The sequence below is a fragment of the Pseudomonas sp. 3B-A001-10F genome, assembly GCF_056313565.1.
Window position 1 is genome coordinate 83,537 of the sequence record NZ_JBQYFW010000019.1, and the last position, 16,681, is coordinate 100,217.

The 16,681-nt window shown below is 58.9% G+C and carries 16 protein-coding genes; 8 read left to right on the forward strand and 8 right to left on the reverse strand.

The genetic code is table 11. The features are described from left to right. Window positions 1-13 precede the first annotated feature (13 nt). On the reverse strand, window positions 14-328 hold the full coding sequence (rplU, locus tag AC0ZWN_RS18220; RefSeq protein WP_003176051.1) for a 50S ribosomal protein L21: 315 nt from the start codon (window positions 326-328) through the stop codon (window positions 14-16). Window positions 329-567: 239 nt separating this feature from the next. Between rplU and AC0ZWN_RS18225 the strand changes: the two genes are divergently transcribed. From AC0ZWN_RS18225 to AC0ZWN_RS18235, 3 genes are all read left to right on the forward strand, one after another. Continuing rightward, entirely contained in the window at window positions 568-1,536 is a 969-nt protein-coding gene (locus AC0ZWN_RS18225; RefSeq protein ID WP_093434797.1) for a polyprenyl synthetase family protein, read from the forward strand. Window positions 1,537-1,732: 196 nt separating this feature from the next. Then, window positions 1,733-2,074: a zinc ribbon domain-containing protein YjdM gene (locus tag AC0ZWN_RS18230; protein WP_016986200.1), complete on the forward strand. Its 342-nt coding sequence runs from the start codon at window positions 1,733-1,735 to the stop codon at window positions 2,072-2,074. A 205-nt stretch (window positions 2,075-2,279) separates the two neighbouring features. Then, a complete protein-coding gene (locus AC0ZWN_RS18235) occupies window positions 2,280-2,537 on the forward strand; it encodes a PA4570 family protein (RefSeq protein ID WP_007909813.1) in 258 nt (85 codons plus the stop codon). 109 nt (window positions 2,538-2,646) lie between these two features. On the opposite strand, the gene AC0ZWN_RS18240 is transcribed toward AC0ZWN_RS18235, so the two are convergent. From AC0ZWN_RS18240 to AC0ZWN_RS18250, 3 genes are all read right to left on the reverse strand, one after another. Beyond that, window positions 2,647-3,264 (reverse strand): FKBP-type peptidyl-prolyl cis-trans isomerase, encoded by a 618-nt coding sequence (locus AC0ZWN_RS18240; RefSeq protein WP_008078561.1) that lies wholly within the window; start codon window positions 3,262-3,264, stop codon window positions 2,647-2,649. A 121-nt stretch (window positions 3,265-3,385) separates the two neighbouring features. Further along, a complete protein-coding gene (locus AC0ZWN_RS18245; RefSeq protein WP_093434795.1) occupies window positions 3,386-3,691 on the reverse strand; it encodes a DUF6482 family protein in 306 nt (101 codons plus the stop codon). A gap of 137 nt (window positions 3,692-3,828) precedes the next feature. Next, window positions 3,829-4,317 (reverse strand): TIGR00645 family protein, encoded by a 489-nt coding sequence (locus AC0ZWN_RS18250; protein WP_007909801.1) that lies wholly within the window; start codon window positions 4,315-4,317, stop codon window positions 3,829-3,831. 159 nt (window positions 4,318-4,476) lie between these two features. Between AC0ZWN_RS18250 and AC0ZWN_RS18255 the strand changes: the two genes are divergently transcribed. Continuing rightward, window positions 4,477-6,306, forward strand: a complete 1,830-nt coding sequence (locus AC0ZWN_RS18255; protein WP_476335987.1) for a hypothetical protein — start codon at window positions 4,477-4,479, stop codon at window positions 6,304-6,306. 36 nt (window positions 6,307-6,342) lie between these two features. On the opposite strand, the gene AC0ZWN_RS18260 is transcribed toward AC0ZWN_RS18255, so the two are convergent. Both AC0ZWN_RS18260 and AC0ZWN_RS18265 read right to left on the reverse strand, forming a co-directional pair. Beyond that, window positions 6,343-6,657, reverse strand: a complete 315-nt coding sequence (locus tag AC0ZWN_RS18260) for a PA4575 family protein (protein WP_007909799.1) — start codon at window positions 6,655-6,657, stop codon at window positions 6,343-6,345. Between the two features lie 310 nt (window positions 6,658-6,967). Then, on the reverse strand, window positions 6,968-9,406 hold the full coding sequence (locus AC0ZWN_RS18265) for a Lon protease family protein (RefSeq protein ID WP_016986197.1): 2,439 nt from the start codon (window positions 9,404-9,406) through the stop codon (window positions 6,968-6,970). 277 nt (window positions 9,407-9,683) lie between these two features. On the opposite strand from AC0ZWN_RS18265, the gene AC0ZWN_RS18270 reads away from it, so the two are divergent. The 4 genes from AC0ZWN_RS18270 (at window position 9,684) to AC0ZWN_RS18285 (ending at window position 13,261) form a co-directional block, all read left to right on the forward strand. After that, window positions 9,684-10,172, forward strand: coding sequence for a DUF3015 domain-containing protein (locus AC0ZWN_RS18270; RefSeq protein WP_007909797.1), 489 nt, complete (start codon window positions 9,684-9,686; stop codon window positions 10,170-10,172). 94 nt (window positions 10,173-10,266) lie between these two features. Next, window positions 10,267-12,120, forward strand: a complete 1,854-nt coding sequence (locus AC0ZWN_RS18275; protein WP_476335989.1) for an Lnb N-terminal periplasmic domain-containing protein — start codon at window positions 10,267-10,269, stop codon at window positions 12,118-12,120. Between the two features lie 219 nt (window positions 12,121-12,339). Further along, a complete protein-coding gene (locus AC0ZWN_RS18280) occupies window positions 12,340-12,696 on the forward strand; it encodes a hypothetical protein (protein ID WP_476335991.1) in 357 nt (118 codons plus the stop codon). Window positions 12,697-12,766: 70 nt separating this feature from the next. Beyond that, on the forward strand, window positions 12,767-13,261 hold the full coding sequence (locus AC0ZWN_RS18285) for a GreA/GreB family elongation factor (RefSeq protein WP_476335992.1): 495 nt from the start codon (window positions 12,767-12,769) through the stop codon (window positions 13,259-13,261). Here the strand turns inward: AC0ZWN_RS18285 and gdhA are convergent. Together gdhA and ettA are read right to left on the reverse strand one after the other, a co-directional pair. Next, window positions 13,258-14,595: an NADP-specific glutamate dehydrogenase gene (gdhA, locus tag AC0ZWN_RS18290; RefSeq protein WP_476335993.1), complete on the reverse strand. Its 1,338-nt coding sequence runs from the start codon at window positions 14,593-14,595 to the stop codon at window positions 13,258-13,260. The genes AC0ZWN_RS18285 and gdhA overlap by 4 nt on opposite strands. Window positions 14,596-14,944: 349 nt before the next feature. Then, window positions 14,945-16,609, reverse strand: coding sequence for an energy-dependent translational throttle protein EttA (gene ettA, locus AC0ZWN_RS18295; protein ID WP_099757230.1), 1,665 nt, complete (start codon window positions 16,607-16,609; stop codon window positions 14,945-14,947). Window positions 16,610-16,681: the final 72 nt, after the last annotated feature.

The window sequence follows — 16,681 nt, forward strand, 5'->3', positions numbered from 1 at the left end:
AATTAGGCTGAAATTAAGCCTGAATACCGGTGATTTTGATCTCGGTGTACCACTGGCGGTGGCCCATACGCTTCATGTGGTGCTTACGGCGACGGAACTTGATGATGCGGACTTTATCGTGACGACCTTGGGAGATCACTTCAGCCACAACGGTAGCGCCAGCAACAACTGGAGCGCCGATATTCACGTCGTCGCCATTGGCAACCAACAGAACGCGATCAAAGGTAACGGATTCGCCGGTAGCGATTTCCAGTTTTTCGATCTTCAGGTATTCACCCGGGGCGACTTTGTACTGCTTGCCGCCAGTAACGATTACTGCATAAGACATGGTATTTCTCCGATAATCCTGCTCACCCAGCTCTTTATAAGAAGAGGTATTGGCTGGCATGGCTGCATAAGGCTGGAAGGCCCGTTGCAATTGCGTAAGGCAGGTGCTGCCCAGGAAGTTCAGGGTGCGCGATTGTACGCAAGGTGCCGCAGGCTTGCAAGTAGCCGTCTATCGCGCCTTGACAGGTCTGGATGGGGGTCCTAGCATGCCGCGCAACCCTTCTGGAGCGACTCTCGCTGATGCAACCCCAAGCTTTCTACCGCGCGGTGGCGGACGATTTTAGCGCCGTCGACGGCATCATCAAGAAGCAGCTGACTTCCCGAGTACCGCTGGTATCGAAAATCGGCGATTACATTACCTCGGCCGGCGGCAAACGTCTGCGTCCTTTATTAGTGTTGCTGTGTGGCAAGGCCTTGGGTCGCGAAGGCGACGACATGCGCCTTTTGGCCGCCACCATCGAATTCCTGCACACCGCCACCCTGCTGCATGACGACGTGGTCGACATGTCCGGCATGCGCCGTGGCCGTTCGACCGCCAACGCCATGTGGGGCAACGCCCCGAGCGTGCTGGTCGGCGATTTCCTGTACTCGCGCTCGTTCGAAATGATGGTCGAACTGGGCTCGATGCCGGTGATGAAGATCCTGTCCCAGGCCACGCGCATCATCGCTGAAGGCGAAGTGTTGCAACTGTCCAAGGTGCGCGACGCCAGCACCACTGAAGAAACCTATATGGAAGTCATCCGCGGCAAGACCGCGATGCTCTTCGAAGCTTCGACTCACAGCGCCGCTGCATTGGCCGGTGCTACCGCTGAGCAGAGCGAAGCCCTGCGCACCTTCGGTGATCACCTCGGTGTGGCGTTCCAACTGGTCGACGACCTGCTCGACTACAAGGGCGACGCGGAAACCCTGGGCAAGAACGTCGGTGACGATCTGGCCGAAGGCAAGCCGACCCTGCCGCTGATCTACACCATGCGTGAAGGTACGGCTGAACAGGCTGCACTGGTGCGTCAGGCGATCCAGAAAGGCGGGATCGAAGACCTGGAAAGCATCCGCATTGCCGTGGAAGCCTCCGGTTCGCTTGAGTACACCGCGCAACTGGCCCGCGATTACGTGGCCCGTGCGATCAAGTGCCTCGATGCCCTGCCGGCCAGCGAATACCGCGATGCGCTGGTTGAACTGAGCGAGTTTGCGGTCGCTCGTACGCACTGATACAGCCCACTGTGGGAGCGAGCCTGCTCGCGAAAGCAATCTGCCAATCGACATCAATGTTGACTGACACACCGCTTTCGCGAGCAGGTCGAATCGTCGCACCGTCGCTCCCACAGTTGTTTCTGCGCTATGCCCTCCCTCGCGTAAAACCCTATACAATGTGCGACTTTTAGCGATCCATACCCAAGGAGCCTTAGTGAGCACGTTGCCACCCTGCCCGAAATGCAATTCCGAATACACCTACGAAGACGGTACCCAGCTGGTGTGCCCGGAGTGCGCCCACGAGTGGTCCGCCAGCGGCGAAGCCGAAGTGGCGTCTGATGATGCCGTGAAGAAAGACTCGGTCGGCAACGTCCTGCAGGACGGCGACACCATCACCGTGATCAAGGATCTGAAGGTCAAGGGCACTTCGCTGGTGGTCAAGGTCGGCACCAAGGTCAAGAACATCCGTCTGTGCGATGGCGACCACGACATCGACTGCAAGATCGACGGTATCGGCCCGATGAAACTCAAATCCGAGTTCGTCAGAAAGGTCTGATTCCGTTGTCATCCATCCCGCGCCAGGCGTGGGATGGAGCTTCGCCCTCCCCGCTCTACCCCAGCAAAACCGCGCAATAGCCAAACGCCAGCCGTTTTGACCTTACGCAATCTTTACCCGGAAAATTTCAGAATCCGCCAATAGACGCTTGCTATTTGACGAATAAGAATTATTCTCATTGAAACCCTTCAAGGAGATGAGAACCATGACTTATTTGATCGACGCGTGGCTGGATCGCCCACACCCTTACCTCAGAATCCTCCATCGGGAGACCGGTGAAGTCTGTGCGGTGCTTGAGGAAGAAGCCCTGCATGAGTTGCAAGACCAAGGGGATCTGGACGTCAGCAGTCTCAATTCCAGCGAACCATTGGTGCTCAAGGAGCTGGTGCGCAATCTGTTTCTGTTCTGCTATGCCCGGGCGTTGCGCCCGACTAGTGAACTGCAGCACAAGATAGAACTATGAGCAGCAATACAAACCTGTGGGAGCGAGCTTGCTCGCGAAGGCTTCAACTCGAATCTCAAGTTAGATCCAGTCGCCTGCATTCGCGAGCAGGCTCGCTCCCATAAAGGTCTTACAGAACGTCCAGCAGCTCGACGTCGAATACCAGAACGCTGTGCGGCGGGATGCTGCCAACGCCTTGAGCGCCGTAAGCCAGTTCGCTCGGCACGTACAGACGCCATTTGCTGCCGGCATTCATCAGTTGCAGGGCTTCGGTCCAGCCAGCGATCACGCCGCCAACCGGGAATTCTGCAGGCTGGCCACGCTCGTAGGAGCTGTCGAACACAGTGCCGTCGATCAGGGTGCCGTGGTAGTGAGTACGGACCTGGTCTTCACGGGTAGGCTTGGCGCCTTCGCCCTGAGTCAGCACTTCGAATTGCAGGCCGGAAGCCAGGGTGGTGATGCCGTCACGCTTGGCGTTTTCAGCCAGGAAGGCCAGGCCTTCGCCAGCAGCGGCTTCAGCTTTGGCAGCGGCTTCGGCTTGCATGATTTCGCGGATAACCTTGAAGCTGGCAGACATTTCTTCCTGACCCACACGGCTTTCCTTACCGGCGAAAGCGTCGGTCAGACCGGCCAGGATCGCGTCCAGGCTAACGCCCGGTGGCGGGTTGTCGCGCAGCTGGTCGCCCAGTTGACGGCCGATGCCGTAGCTGACGCGGGTTTCGTCGGTGGACAGATTTACTTCGGACATGACACTGCTCCGCTGTGCGGACGGCCACAAGACTTGCCGTGCGAGCACAGCGCGTCCCGGCGCGCCCGGAACCAAAAGGGCGAGCAGACTAGCACAGATGCCCGGCGATGGGGCGCAAGGCCTACAGGGCTGAACGCCAGGCGAGCGGCACCTTCAGGCATTCATCGATACTGCCGCCCAGGCCGCACATTTCGTCATGCACCGAGGTGTGTACAAGATTGAAGGGCAGCACCGGAAACGCATGCAGCAGATCCCGCGCATGCTCCACTGATCGCAGGGTCAGCATCTTGCCTTTGGGATCACTCAACGGATATGCCGCCCCGTGCATCCGCGCTTCGAGCAGATAAATCCCGCCCTCCATGGAGATCAGGTTCAACTCATCGACCTTCCTGGCGATGGCAAACGCATTCAGCTCTTGCAGGTTCATGAACGCACCTCACAAAGTGGCGAGTCAGGACCTCTACAGGGATATGCTTGCGCGCACCAAAGCACAAGCCACAAACGACACCGCCCGTCTGTTTCGCAACAGACGGGCGGTGTTTTTTTGCAGCGATCAACGGTTGATCAGTGCTTGGTGACTTTGTCCAGGTAACCCATGGCGAACGCCGAAACGACGAAGGTCATGTGGATGATCACGTACCACATCAAATGCTCGGGATCGACGTTCTTGGCGTCCATGAAGATGCGCAGCAAGTGGATCGATGAAATCGCCACGATCGAAGCCGCCACTTTCATCTTCAACGACGAAGAGTCCATGGTGCCGAGCCAGCTGAGCTTTTCCTTGCCTTCGTCGATGTTCAGTTCAGAGACGAAGTTCTCGTAGCCGGAAATCATCACCATCACCAGCAGGCCGCCGACCAGTGCCATGTCGATCAGCGACAGCAGCACCAGAATCAGTTCCGACTCGGCCATCGAAAAAACGTTGGGCAGGATGTGGAACACTTCCTGGAAAAACTTCAGTGCCAGCGCCAGCAACCCGAGCGAGAGCCCGATATAGATTGGCGCCAGCAGCCAGCGCGAGGCGTACATTGCATTTTCGATAAAGCGTTCCATTGAATCTCACACAAGGGGGTGGAAATGGCGGCGAGTATACCAGCCCCCTGTGACAGCCAGAAACTGCCCGAAAATCCGCCACCTGCGCGTGTGGATGATTTTTTTCTGCTAGTGTCGAAACCATTGACAGCCCAGTGACTGCAGACAGGACGTGTGGAAATGGATGTGCGATTACCGATAACGACGGCCGGAATTTGCCTTGCTCTGTTGATCAGCGGTTGCTCGCCCGGCGACGAAAAAGACGCCACCAGCCTTGAAGAAAAAACCGCAAAGTTCGAACAGTCACTGGACGCCATCACCGACACCAAGCTCAAGGACGCCATCACCGAACTCGGCGGCTCACTGCTACTGCTCGAACGTGCGCAACTCAAGCTCAACGACAATCCGCCGCGCACCGAATACGGTGAAGACTCACTCGCCGTGCTCAAGCACTACCCTGCCCCGCAGGCGCTGGTCGATACGTTTATCAACGGCCTGTTCGTGCTGCACAAGGATGCCAGCTCCGATTACCTCACCGATCTGCAACCGGTGTTCCCGTTCAACCTGAACATTCCCGGCGGCTTCTTGTTTCCACACGGCGTGGAATGGCAGTCGGTAACGTTGAGCAACAAACGCGTGATCGCCTATCAGCCGGAATGGTCGGAAACCGATCCGGGCATTCAGCTCAGCCCCTCCAGCTCCAACGTCACCAACCCCGATGACCTGACCGTGACCTACCCGTTCATTGACGGACTGGACGTGGACAAGAAGTCCCTGCCGCAACCGGTCAGCCTGCAAGGCCAGATCGAAGTCATCGCACCGCGCCGCTTGTACAGCTTCGACCTGACGCAAAAAGACGTCGGCCAGACCCGCAGCAATGACAACCTCAGCGTCAAGCTGCTGAAGCTCGAGAACAACTACGCCGAAGTGGAATTCAGCAACAATTTGCCACTGGCGGCGGAAGTCGCAGAGACGCAGCTCAATCCGCTGATCGTCCAGGCCCGCGACAAGACCGGGCAATACCTGATACGCGCCGGCTCGATCAACGAGAGTCCGGAGCAAGTGGCCTTCTATGAAAAACAACTGGCCTACCTGCAACAGCAGAAGGGCTGGAGCGATGCGCTGGAAAAGCAACTCACCGAAGAGCAGCAGGCATTCGAGGACAAGCACCCGCGTCGCTATAACAAGGTCTATTTCAATGGCCCGATCGACACTCTGGAAGTCAGCGTGCTCGACTTCTCCTCGGCGACGGTGACGCGCAAATCGCTGGATCTGCCGATTCGCACGTTCAATCAACACACGACGCAGAAGGCCATTCAACCGCTGGATCTGCCAGTGACGGTCTACGACGATCTGGCAGCCAACTGGCTCAAAGGCGCGAGCCTGACCGAGGACCAATTGAAGGCTGGCATCCGCGTCCATCAATCCGTGGAAGAACCGAGCGCTGCGCGCATCGAGTTTTCCCATCGCCGTACGTTCAACGATGAACTGCTGGGCGATGACTTCAGCCCGGGGGTCAGCCCTGTCACGTTCTTTACCGAAAAACGCAGCGGCAAACTCGATGAACCGATCGAACTGCCGCCCGAGGCGTACCAGGTCGATCCGCTGCGCGCAACGATCACTTACGACCTGAACCTGTTCCCGGAAACCCCGGCGATCGCCGTCGGTTCAATGCCGCTGTTTCTCGCGACTGTGGCCAAGCAGGCATACGACGCCAAGTCCTTGCCCAAAGGTCTGGAGATCAAGAACAACCTGCTGGTGGTGGACCTGAAATTGTTTCCGCCCAACGAATGGCGTTTCTTCGTCAAAGACGACAGCGGCAACTATCTCAAGCAGATTCTTTCTGTCAGCCACGATGCGAGCGCAGAAGGCCCGGCGCTGTTCGGCGTGCACTATTTTTATGGCCGCCCGACGCACGTAGAAACCTATCAGCGCACCGACCTCGCCACTGTGCAATACGGCTTTGAGGTCAAACTCGACCGGGCGCAGGTGCCTGAGGCTGCCCATTGAAGAGCCAGATCAAAAGATCGCAGCCTGCGGCAGCGCCTACAGGGCGCGGCCACGGCCACCGTTGATCTGCCGCAACTGGGCTTGCAGGTGCAGGCTCCATATCTGCGGATCATCGGCCAGTTCATAGCCGTGCAAGGTCAGGCTTTCAACGATGGTGTCGAGTATCGATTCGGCGGCGACCGGCCCATGAAACGGGCCCTGAGCTTTGATGGCGGAAGGTTGTTCGCCGGCCATGCCGGCGGCGAAGAGCAGCGTCCACATGCCGTTATCGCCGGCCAACGGCTTGATGGCGCATTCGATACGGGTCACCAGACCCAGGCATTGACGGGTGAGACAGAGGTTGCGCGACATGGCGGCGACCCTCGGTGAAGCCGGTATTCAGCCCTCACGGGAGGACTGGCTCGATCCAGTGATACTGTCGATATCCTTGAGCTGAGAATAGAAGAAAAGTCCGCTGCGCAAGCCGAATGAGACCAGAAGGCGCCGAATGGTCATTGTGTGAATATTGGCGTCAGAGTTGTGGCGAATTTTCGCTGGATTCACACCAAACAAATGTGGGAGCGAGCTTGCTCGCGAATACGGAGTGTCAGGCAACTGATTCGTCGACTGATACGCCGTTTTCGCGAGCAAGCTCGCTCCCACAGGGTTCGCTTTAAGACTGTTAAGCCGGTTTGGCTTCGGCCAGCGCTTCTTGGGCCAACTCCTTCTCGGCTTCCTTGAGGTCTTCTTCGCTGATCATCTCGGCGATGTCGCGCAAGCGCTCGACCACCCGTGCGTTGATGCTGCCTTCCGGGAATTCGCCGTCGGCATTCGGTTCACCGGCCGGTTCACCCACCAGCAAGCTCAACGCCTCGTCGGCCTGGCGCACCGCGTACACGTGGAACTGCCCGGCACGCACCGCCGCCAACACTTTCTCATCAAGCATCAGCGTGGCCACGTTGGCCTGTGGAATGATTGCGCCCTGCTCGCCAGTCAGCCCGCGCGCTTCGCAGAGTCGGAAGAAGCCTTCGATCTTCTCGTTGACCCCGCCCACCGCCTGCACTTCGCCGAACTGGTTGATCGAACCAGTGATCGCAAAGCACTGCTTGAGCGGGGTTTTCGACAACGCCGAAATCAGCGTGCACGCCTCGCCCAGCGACGCACTGTCGCCATCGACGTAACCGTACGACTGCTCCAGCGCGATGCTCGCGGAAATCGCCAGCGGGAATTCCTGGGCATAACGGCTGCCCAGATACCCGGTGAGGATCATCACACCTTTGGAGTGAATCGGCTGGCCGAGGTTGACCTCACGCTCGATGTCGACGATGCCGCTGCCACCCGGGTAAACCGTGGCGGAAATCCGCGCCGGTACACCGAACGCCGAGTCGCCGACCTCGAGCACGGTCAGACCGTTGCACTTGCCGACCGCCGCGCCATCGGTGTCGATCAGGATGATCCCGGCGAGCATGTCGTCGAGAATCCGCGCCGACACACGACCGGTGCGCGTGGCCTTGGCTTTCAAGGCACGTTCGATATGCCCGGCATCGGTCATTTCATCGCCGGCCAGGTGACGGATGAAATCCGCTTCGCTGACCAGTTGGAACAGATCACCAATGCGCGCCGACAAACGCCCTTGGTGCTCGGCCAAACGTGCGCTGTAGGTCGCCAGACGCGCTACCGCATCAGCGGTCAGCGGCGCCATGCCTTCTTCCGAAGTACGGGTTTTCAACAACTGGGCGAATTGCTCCAGGCTCTCGTCGACCATCGGGATGTCTTCGTCGAAATCCACGAGGACGCGGAACATCTCCTGGAAGTCCGGATCAAGGTCTTGCAACGTGTAGTACAGCGACCGCGCACCGATGATGATGACTTTGACCTGCAACGGAATGTGCTGCGGGTTGAGCGTCACGGTAGCGAAACGGCCCATCTCGCCCAGCGGCGATTCCATTTTCAGCTTGCGCGATTGCAGTGCGCGTTTCAGCGCATCCCACACAAACGGCTCGCTGAGCATTTTTTCCGCTTCAAGGATCAGGAAGCCGCCGTTGGCGCGGTGCAAGGCACCCGGACGCAACTGGCGATAAGTGGTGTAAAGCGCCCCCTGATCAGTGGTGTATTCGATGCGACCGAAGAGGTTTTCGTACGTCGGGTGCGGCTCGAAAACGACTGGCGCACCGCCGCTGAGCGGATGACCGACCACCAGGCTCGGTGCGTATTGCTCTTCCAGCAGTTTGCGTGCGACGGCGTCGGTCTTGCTGTCGTCGACCAGTTGCTCGACCACGGTTTTCAGCAGATAGACCTGCATGGCTTGCAGGTAACCGCAGACCGCAGCGTTCTCGGCGTACTTCTCCGACAACGGCGACAGCAACGGCTGCAGCGCCAAGGTAATGGTTTCTTCGTTGAGCGAACGCAGTTGATTGTTCGACTCACGTTTCCATTGCGGCAGGCTGGCGAGTTCTTCGTTCAGGCGCTCTTCGAGGCCGGAAATGTCATCGTGAAAACGCTCACGATCAGCTTCCGGCAACTGGGCAAATTCCGCTTCGTCCAGTGCCTTGCCGTCGAGCATCGGCGTGAAGGCGATGTTGCTGCTGTCGCGATACAGGGCAACGTCTTTTTCCAAGGCCAGGCGCTCGATGATGTCGAGGGCCTTGTCGTAGCGCTGGTTGAACGCGCGGTCGATGGCGCTTTTCTTTTGCTGATAGGACGGGTGCTCGAACACCGCTGGAAACGTCGCCAGCAAGTTGTCGATCAAACCGTTGATGTCACCGATAAACGCGCCGGCAGTGCCCGAAGGCAGTTCCAGCGCACGCGGCTCGCGCGGCTCATCGAAGTTATTGACGTAGACCCAGTCCGCCGGGGTCTGCAGGCGCTTGCCTTCGGCCTTCAGGTAGCGTTTGACGAACGAGAAACGGCCAGTGCCGGGCTCGCCCATGACGAATACGTTGTAACCGGGGCGTGGCATGGCCACACCGAACTGCAAGGCTTCGACCGCGCGTTCCTGGCCGAGCACACCGCGAAAGGGCTCCAGATCATTGGTGGTAGTGAAGCTGAACTGTTCAGCGGAAAACGGACGGGTCAGCGCTTCGGGCGCGAGACGCAAGCTGGCAGCAACAGGATCAGGCATCGGGCTTCCTTAACAATCAGGCGGGGCAGATAGCGGCATTCTGGCGCTGCCTGTGCCCCACTGGCAAGGCGCGCCATGTGACAAAGCATAGACAACCGCCCGCTCCTGCCCCGGCACCCGTGAAATCGGGGTTATCGCCAAATCTTTTGTAAAAACTCACGGAACCCCAGGAACGTGCCTAAACTCCAAACTGCGCGGCTGGAACTAATACTGGCCCACTGGCACCGTCAGGTGTCAGAACCCTGTCCATTGGTATGCACACAAAGAGAAAAAAGCTATGAAACGGATTCTTCTCGGTACTCTCTTCACCGCTGTATCCATCAACGCAATGGCGCAAGCTCCAGGCGGCCCGGATTGCGGTTGGGGCAACATGCTGTTCGAAGGTCAGCGTGGCACCCCGGCACACTTCCTCGCTTCCACCACCAACGGCACGTCCGGTAACGCCACCTTCGGGATGACGTCCGGCACCAACGGCTGCTCGACCAACGCATCGCTGACCTACGGCGGCAAATCCTGGTTTGCCATGAATGGCATGATGAACGAGCTGTCCGAAGACATGGCCAAAGGCAACGGCGAAGCGCTGACGACTTATGCCGTGGTACTGGGCGTGGCGCCGGAAGACCGTGCGCACTTCGCTGCTGTGACTCACGAGCACTTCCAGCAGATCTTCAGCAAGGCTGACGTGACCGCTGAAGACGTGCATACCAACACCCTGGCCGTACTGAAATCGGATCCTCGTCTGGCCAAGTACGCGACTCAAGCTTAAGCTCGACCCCACCCGCTTCCTTCGGGAAGCGGGTTTTGTTTTTTCGGCCCGCCCTCATTGGGTCTTTATTTCTTTCCTGTTCAAGTTGCCGACTATGCTCAAACGCCTTGCCTGGCTGGCGCTCTGTGTCTGCGCCCCGCTGTCCGCCGCGCCAACCATCGACCCTCAACGTTTGCAGCAACTGGCCAACGACCGCTTCTGGATTTCCCTCGGTCACTACGAAACCGCCAAGCTTGGCGGCTGGCGCAGCTATGTCAGCGACAAGAAATTCTTTCTCGCGCCCGATGGCAATGAGCATCCCGACCACGAACTGGCGGCCACCGTGCAAGCGCTGTACGCCCCGGCCAGCCTCGGCGAGCAACACGCGCAATGTGTTTATCCGGCGCGCACCCGCTGGCTGAAAGCGCAGCTCAATCTCAGCGATCTGCCAGCGCCGGCATGCGCCGAATACAAAAAGTGGTTCAAGGACGTGTCGCCGCACAGCGCGGTGATGATCTTCCCGGCGGCTTATTTGAACAGTCCGTCATCGATGTTCGGCCACACCCTGCTGCGCATCGATCAAGCCGATGTGCAGGCCGACAAGACCTCGCTGCTCAGTTACGCGATCAACTTCGGCGCCTACATCGAAGGTTCGGACAACAGCATTCTGTACGCCTGGAAAGGTTTGATGGGCGGCTATCCCGGGTTGTTCGCGTTGGTGCCCTATCAGGAAAAACTCTCGGAATACCGCAGCCTGGAAAACCGCGATCTGTGGGAATACCGACTGAACCTGACCCAGGAAGAAACCGCGCGCATGGTCGAGCATGTGTGGGAGTTGAAGCAGATCCAGTTCGACTATTTCTTCTTCGACGAAAACTGCTCGTATCGTCTGCTTGAGTTGCTGCAGGTGGCACGCCCGAGCCTGCGTCTGACCGAACAATTCCCATTGACCGCGATTCCCACCGACACCGTCAAAGCGGTGAAGGAAGCCGGGCTGGTGGAAAGTATCGAATACCGCCCGTCCCGCGAGCGCGAATTGCTCAGCCGTGCCGAGCCTTTGAACAGTGACGAACAGCAATGGGTGCTGAACGTCAGCGCCGATCAACAGCAGTTGCAGGATCCGGCGTTCAAAGCCCTGCCCCGCGACCGTCAAGCGTTGATCATCGACGCGGCATATCGTCTGGAGCGCTACCGCGCCAACGGCCAGGAACGCGATCCACAACGAGCGCAGCGCAGTTTTGAATTGCTGCGGGCGATCAACAAGAACCCCGCCCCCGAACTGGACATCCCGCAACCGGGCTTGCCCGAAGACGGCCACGAATCGCGCACCTGGCAGGCCGGTCTCGGCACCCGTGGCGACCGTGCGTTCGGTGAGTACGGCTTGCGCATGGCCTATCACGATCTCAACGACAACGCCGAGAGTTTCCCGCTCGGCGCGCAGATCGAGATCCTGCAGATGAAGTTGCGCCAGTACGAAGGCAATCACTGGCAGTTTCAGCAACTGGATCTGGCGACCATTCGTTCGCTGACACCGCGCAATGAGCTGCTGCAGCCGCTGTCGTGGCAAGTCACTGGCGGTCTTGAGCGCGTACCGGGCAAGCACGATGACGAGACGCTGGTCAGCCACGTCAATGGTGGCGGCGGCGGGACGTGGGCGCTGGGGGATGATGTGCTGGGTTTTGCCCTCGGCACCGTGCGCGTTGAACACAACAATGATTTCGCCGAGTTCGTCTCGCCAGCCGGCGGTTTCAATACCGGCGTGTTGTGGAAAAACCCGTTGGGCAATCTCAGTCTGGAGGCTAAAGGCGATTACTTCTTCAATGGCGAAGTGCGCCGTAGCCTGAGCCTGAATCAGCAGTGGGAGTTGTCGCGCAACCTCGGTTTACGTCTGAGTGCGCAGCGTGAGTTCAGCCATCTCGCCACCCCGGAAACGGAAGTCATGCTTGAAGTGAAGTGGTATCACTACTGATCCCGAACACAGCACAAAACCAATGTGGGAGCGAGCTTGCTCGCGAAAGCGGTGGGTCAGTCGATATCAGAGTTGCCTGACACGAAGCCTTCGCGAGCACGCTCGCTCCCACAGGTGATTTGTGGTGTTAATGGATTTTTCACGGGGCTTCGACAGCCGCCTCATGAATCAGCTTCTAGACTTTCCCCATAGGCCGGAGAACCGGCGCGGGAGAGTGCGATGTGGCGGTGTGCGGGTTTGCTGGGTGTTGTGCTGTTACTGGGCGGTTGCCAGACCACCCATGAAGATCTGATCGCCAAGGGTTATCCACCGGCCTTCGCCGACGGCTTCGATGACGGTTGTGTCAGCGGTCGTCAGGCGGCGGGTTCGATCAGCGGCGAGTTTCGCAAGAACGTTCCCCGCTATCTGAAGGACAAGCAATACGCCGAAGGCTGGACCGACGGCTTCCGCCAGTGTCAGGCAATGTTGGAAAACAAGGACCGCGAACAGTATCGCAATCAACATTGGGACGAACGCGAGCGCGCCTGGCAGCAACAGAAAGATCAGGACGCCGGGCGGGCCTATCGCTCGCAATAGGTCGTTTCCAGACATCCAGTGAAACCAAATGCCTGCGAACATGGCCCAAACCTCATACGAGGAGGACACCATGAGTCGCGCATTCGTCAACGAAGACAACGCCGCCGCGCAAGCCGATCAGCCGGTAGAACGGCAGGTCAGCACGCAGCCCAACTACGTCACTGCTCAAGGGCTCGCGCAGCTGCAGGAGAAGGTCGCCGAACTGCAAACCTTGCATGCCGAACAATCGGCCAAAGGGGAGCAGGCTGACACGCAGCGTCTGGCGGATCTCGAAAGGGATTTGCGGTATTTCAATCAACGCCTGAGCAGCGCACAAGTCGCGGTTGCCGCGACCTCCACCGACAAAGTGCAGATCGGCAGTTGGGTGACCTACGCCGACGAACACGACACCGAACGGCGGGTGCAACTGGTCGGCGAAGATCAGGCCGATGCCAGCAAAGGCCTGATCAATTGGGGCTCACCCTTGGGCCGGGCGCTGCTCGGTGCGCAGCTCAATGACGAGGTGCTGTGGCAGCGCCCCGCCGGCGATCAAGTGATTGAAGTGATCCGTATCGAACCGGCTTAAACCACGCCCTGCGCGAGCATTGCGTCGGCGACTTTGACGAAGCCGGCGATGTTCGCGCCTTTGACGTAGTTGATCCGCCCGTTCTCTTCGCCGTAGTGCACACAAGCGTGGTGGATCGACTGCATGATCGCGTGCAGCTTGCTGTCCACCTCACCTGCCGTCCACAGCAAGCGCATGGCGTTCTGCGACATCTCCAGACCGCTCACTGCCACGCCGCCAGCGTTGGACGCTTTGCCCGGCGCGAACAGAATCCCGGCCTCGATGAAGATATCCACAGCCTCGAGCGTGGTTGGCATGTTCGCGCCCTCAGCTACGCAGACGCAGCCATTGCGCAGCAGTGTGCGCGAGGCTTCGGCGTCGAGTTCGTTCTGCGTAGCGCACGGCAGCGCGATGTCGCACGGCAACGACCACGGCAGCTGACCCGCGCGGAATTCCAGACCGAACGCTGCCGCCAGCTCGCTGATGCGTCCGCGCTTAACATTTTTCAGCTCCAGCAGCGCCAGCCACTGCTCTTCACTCAACCCGGCTTCGCAATACAACGTGCCTTCGGAGTCGGACAGGGAAATCACCTTGCCGCCCAGGTCCATCACCTTGCGCGCCGCGTATTGCGCGACGTTGCCGGAACCGGAGATCGCCACACGCTTGCCTTCGACGGTCTGCCCGCGAAGCTTGAGCATTTCTTCAGCGAAATATACGCAGCCGAAACCGGTGGCTTCCGGACGAATCAGGCTGCCGCCGTAGGTCATGCCTTTGCCGGTCAGCACACTGGTGAACTGGTTGCTCAGGCGCTTGTACTGGCCAAACAGGAAACCGATCTCGCGCGCACCGACACCGATGTCACCGGCCGGCACGTCAACGTCGGCGCCGATGTGGCGGTACAACTCGCTCATGAACGCTTGGCAGAAACGCATGACTTCAGCGTCGCTCTTGCCCTTCGGATCGAAGTCGGAGCCGCCCTTGCCGCCGCCCATTGGCAGCGAGGTCAGGGAGTTTTTGAAGGTCTGTTCGAAGGCGAGGAATTTCAGCACGCCCATGTTCACCGACGGATGGAAACGCAGGCCACCCTTGTACGGGCCGATGGCGCTGTTCATCTGGATGCGGAACCCGCGATTGACCTGGACTTTGCCCTGATCGTCGACCCACGACACGCGAAACATCACCGCGCGCTCCGGCTCGCAGATGCGCTCCAGAATCCCCGAGGTCAGGTAATGCGGATTGGCTTCGAGAAACGGCCACAAACTGCGCAGGACTTCTTCGACGGCCTGGTGGAATTCGGGTTGATCCGGGTCGCGTTTTTTCAGGCGAGCGAGGAAGGATTCGACGGATTCGATCATGGGAAAAGTCTCGGCAAATTTATTGTCGTTGGAGGAGATTGGGCCGGACTGTAACAAACGAATTGCGCACAGGAACAGAGCAAAATGTCGCAGTTATGAAATTAAATGGTGCACAGGATATAAATCAGGCTGTTTTTTGCCCAGTTTTGCACCTGAATGGGGAGTCTGGGTTCAAGAAATGCACCACCAGTTATACAGCTATCGCGAGCAGGCTCACTCCTACAGGGGAACGCATTTCAAATGTAGGAGTGAGCCTGCTCGCGATGGCCACACCTCGATCCCGCTGAAAAAAACCAGGCAAAAAAAACGGAGCCCGAAGGCTCCGTTCTTTTATGCAACCAACCCGATATCAGGCCAGTTTCTTGTGACGTACCCGGTGTGGCTGAGCAGCCGCTTCGCCGAGACGCTTTTTACGATCCGCTTCGTACTCGGTGTAGTTGCCTTCGAAGAACACCGCTTGCGAGTCATCTTCGTACGCCAGGATGTGCGTCGCCACACGGTCCAGGAACCAGCGATCGTGAGAGATCACAATGGCAGCGCCCGGGAAGTCCAGCAGGGCTTCTTCCAGCGAACGCAGGGTTTCCACGTCGAGGTCGTTGGACGGTTCGTCGAGCAGCAGGACGTTGCCGCCCTCCTTCAGAGTCAGCGCCAGGTGCAGACGACCGCGCTCACCACCGGACAGGTCCTTGACGAACTTCTGCTGATCGCCGCCCTTGAAGTTGAAACGACCGACGTAGGTACGCGACGGGATCTCGTAGTTGCCGATGCGGATCTGGTCGGAACCGTCGGAGATTTGCTGGAATACAGTCTTGCTGCCATCCAGGTCATCACGGCTCTGGTCAACGCAGGCCAGTTGCACGGTTTCACCGACTTCGATGCTGCCCGAATCCGGTTGTTCCTTGCCCATCAGCATGCGGAACAGGGTCGACTTACCGGCACCGTTACCGCCGATTACGCCGACAATGGCGCCTTTCGGCATCGAGAATGACAGGTTGTCGATCAGCACGCGATCGCCGTAGCCCTTGGTGACGTTCTTGAATTCGATGACCTTGTCGCCCAGGCGCGGACCGGCCGGGATGTAGATCTCGTTGGTTTCGCTGCGTTTCTGGAATTCCTGCGATTGCATTTCTTCGAAGCGTTGCAGACGCGCCTTGGATTTCGACTGGCGGGCTTTCGCGCCTTTGCGCACCCACTCCAGTTCTTCTTTCATGGCTTTTTCGTGCGCCGACTGCTGCTTGGATTCAGCGGCCAGACGATCGGACTTGGCTTCAAGCCAACCGGAGTAGTTGCCTTCGTATGGAATGCCCGCGCCGCGGTCGAGTTCGAGAATCCAGCCAGCGACGTTATCGAGGAAGTAACGGTCGTGCGTGATCGCTACCACAGTGCCCGGGAAGTCGTGGAGGAAGTGCTCCAGCCACGCCACCGAGTCGGCGTCCAAGTGGTTGGTCGGTTCGTCGAGCAGCAGCATGTCCGGCGCGGACAGCAGCAGACGGCACAGGGCCACACGACGCTTTTCACCGCCGGACAGGTGTTCTACTTTGGCGTCCCAGGCCGGCAGACGCAGCGCATCGGCGGCGACTTCCAGTTGACGCTCAAGGTTGTGACCATCGCTGGCCTGCAGGATCGCTTCGAGTTTGGCTTGCTCGGCGGCCAGCTTGTCGAAGTCGGCATCCGGATCGGCGTAAGCGGCGTAGACCTCGTCCAGACGCGCTTGCGCATCCTTGATCACGCTGACCGCTTCCTCGACCACTTCACGCACGGTCTTGGTCGGATCAAGTTGTGGCTCTTGCGGCAGATAACCGATGTTCAGGTCCGGCATCGGACGGGCTTCGCCCTCGAACTCGGTGTCGACGCCAGCCATGATTTTCAGCAGCGTGGACTTACCCGAACCGTTAAGGCCGAGTACACCGATCTTGGCGCCGGGGAAGAACGACAGCGAAATGTTTTTGAGAATTTCCCGCTTCGGCGGAACAACTTTGCCCAGCCGATGCATGGTGAAGACGTATTGAGCCATGGAGAACCTTGGGTCAGTGACAGATGAATGATTGCAGCGCAGGCGAAGCCCGGCCAGACCATGCGCGTCGTT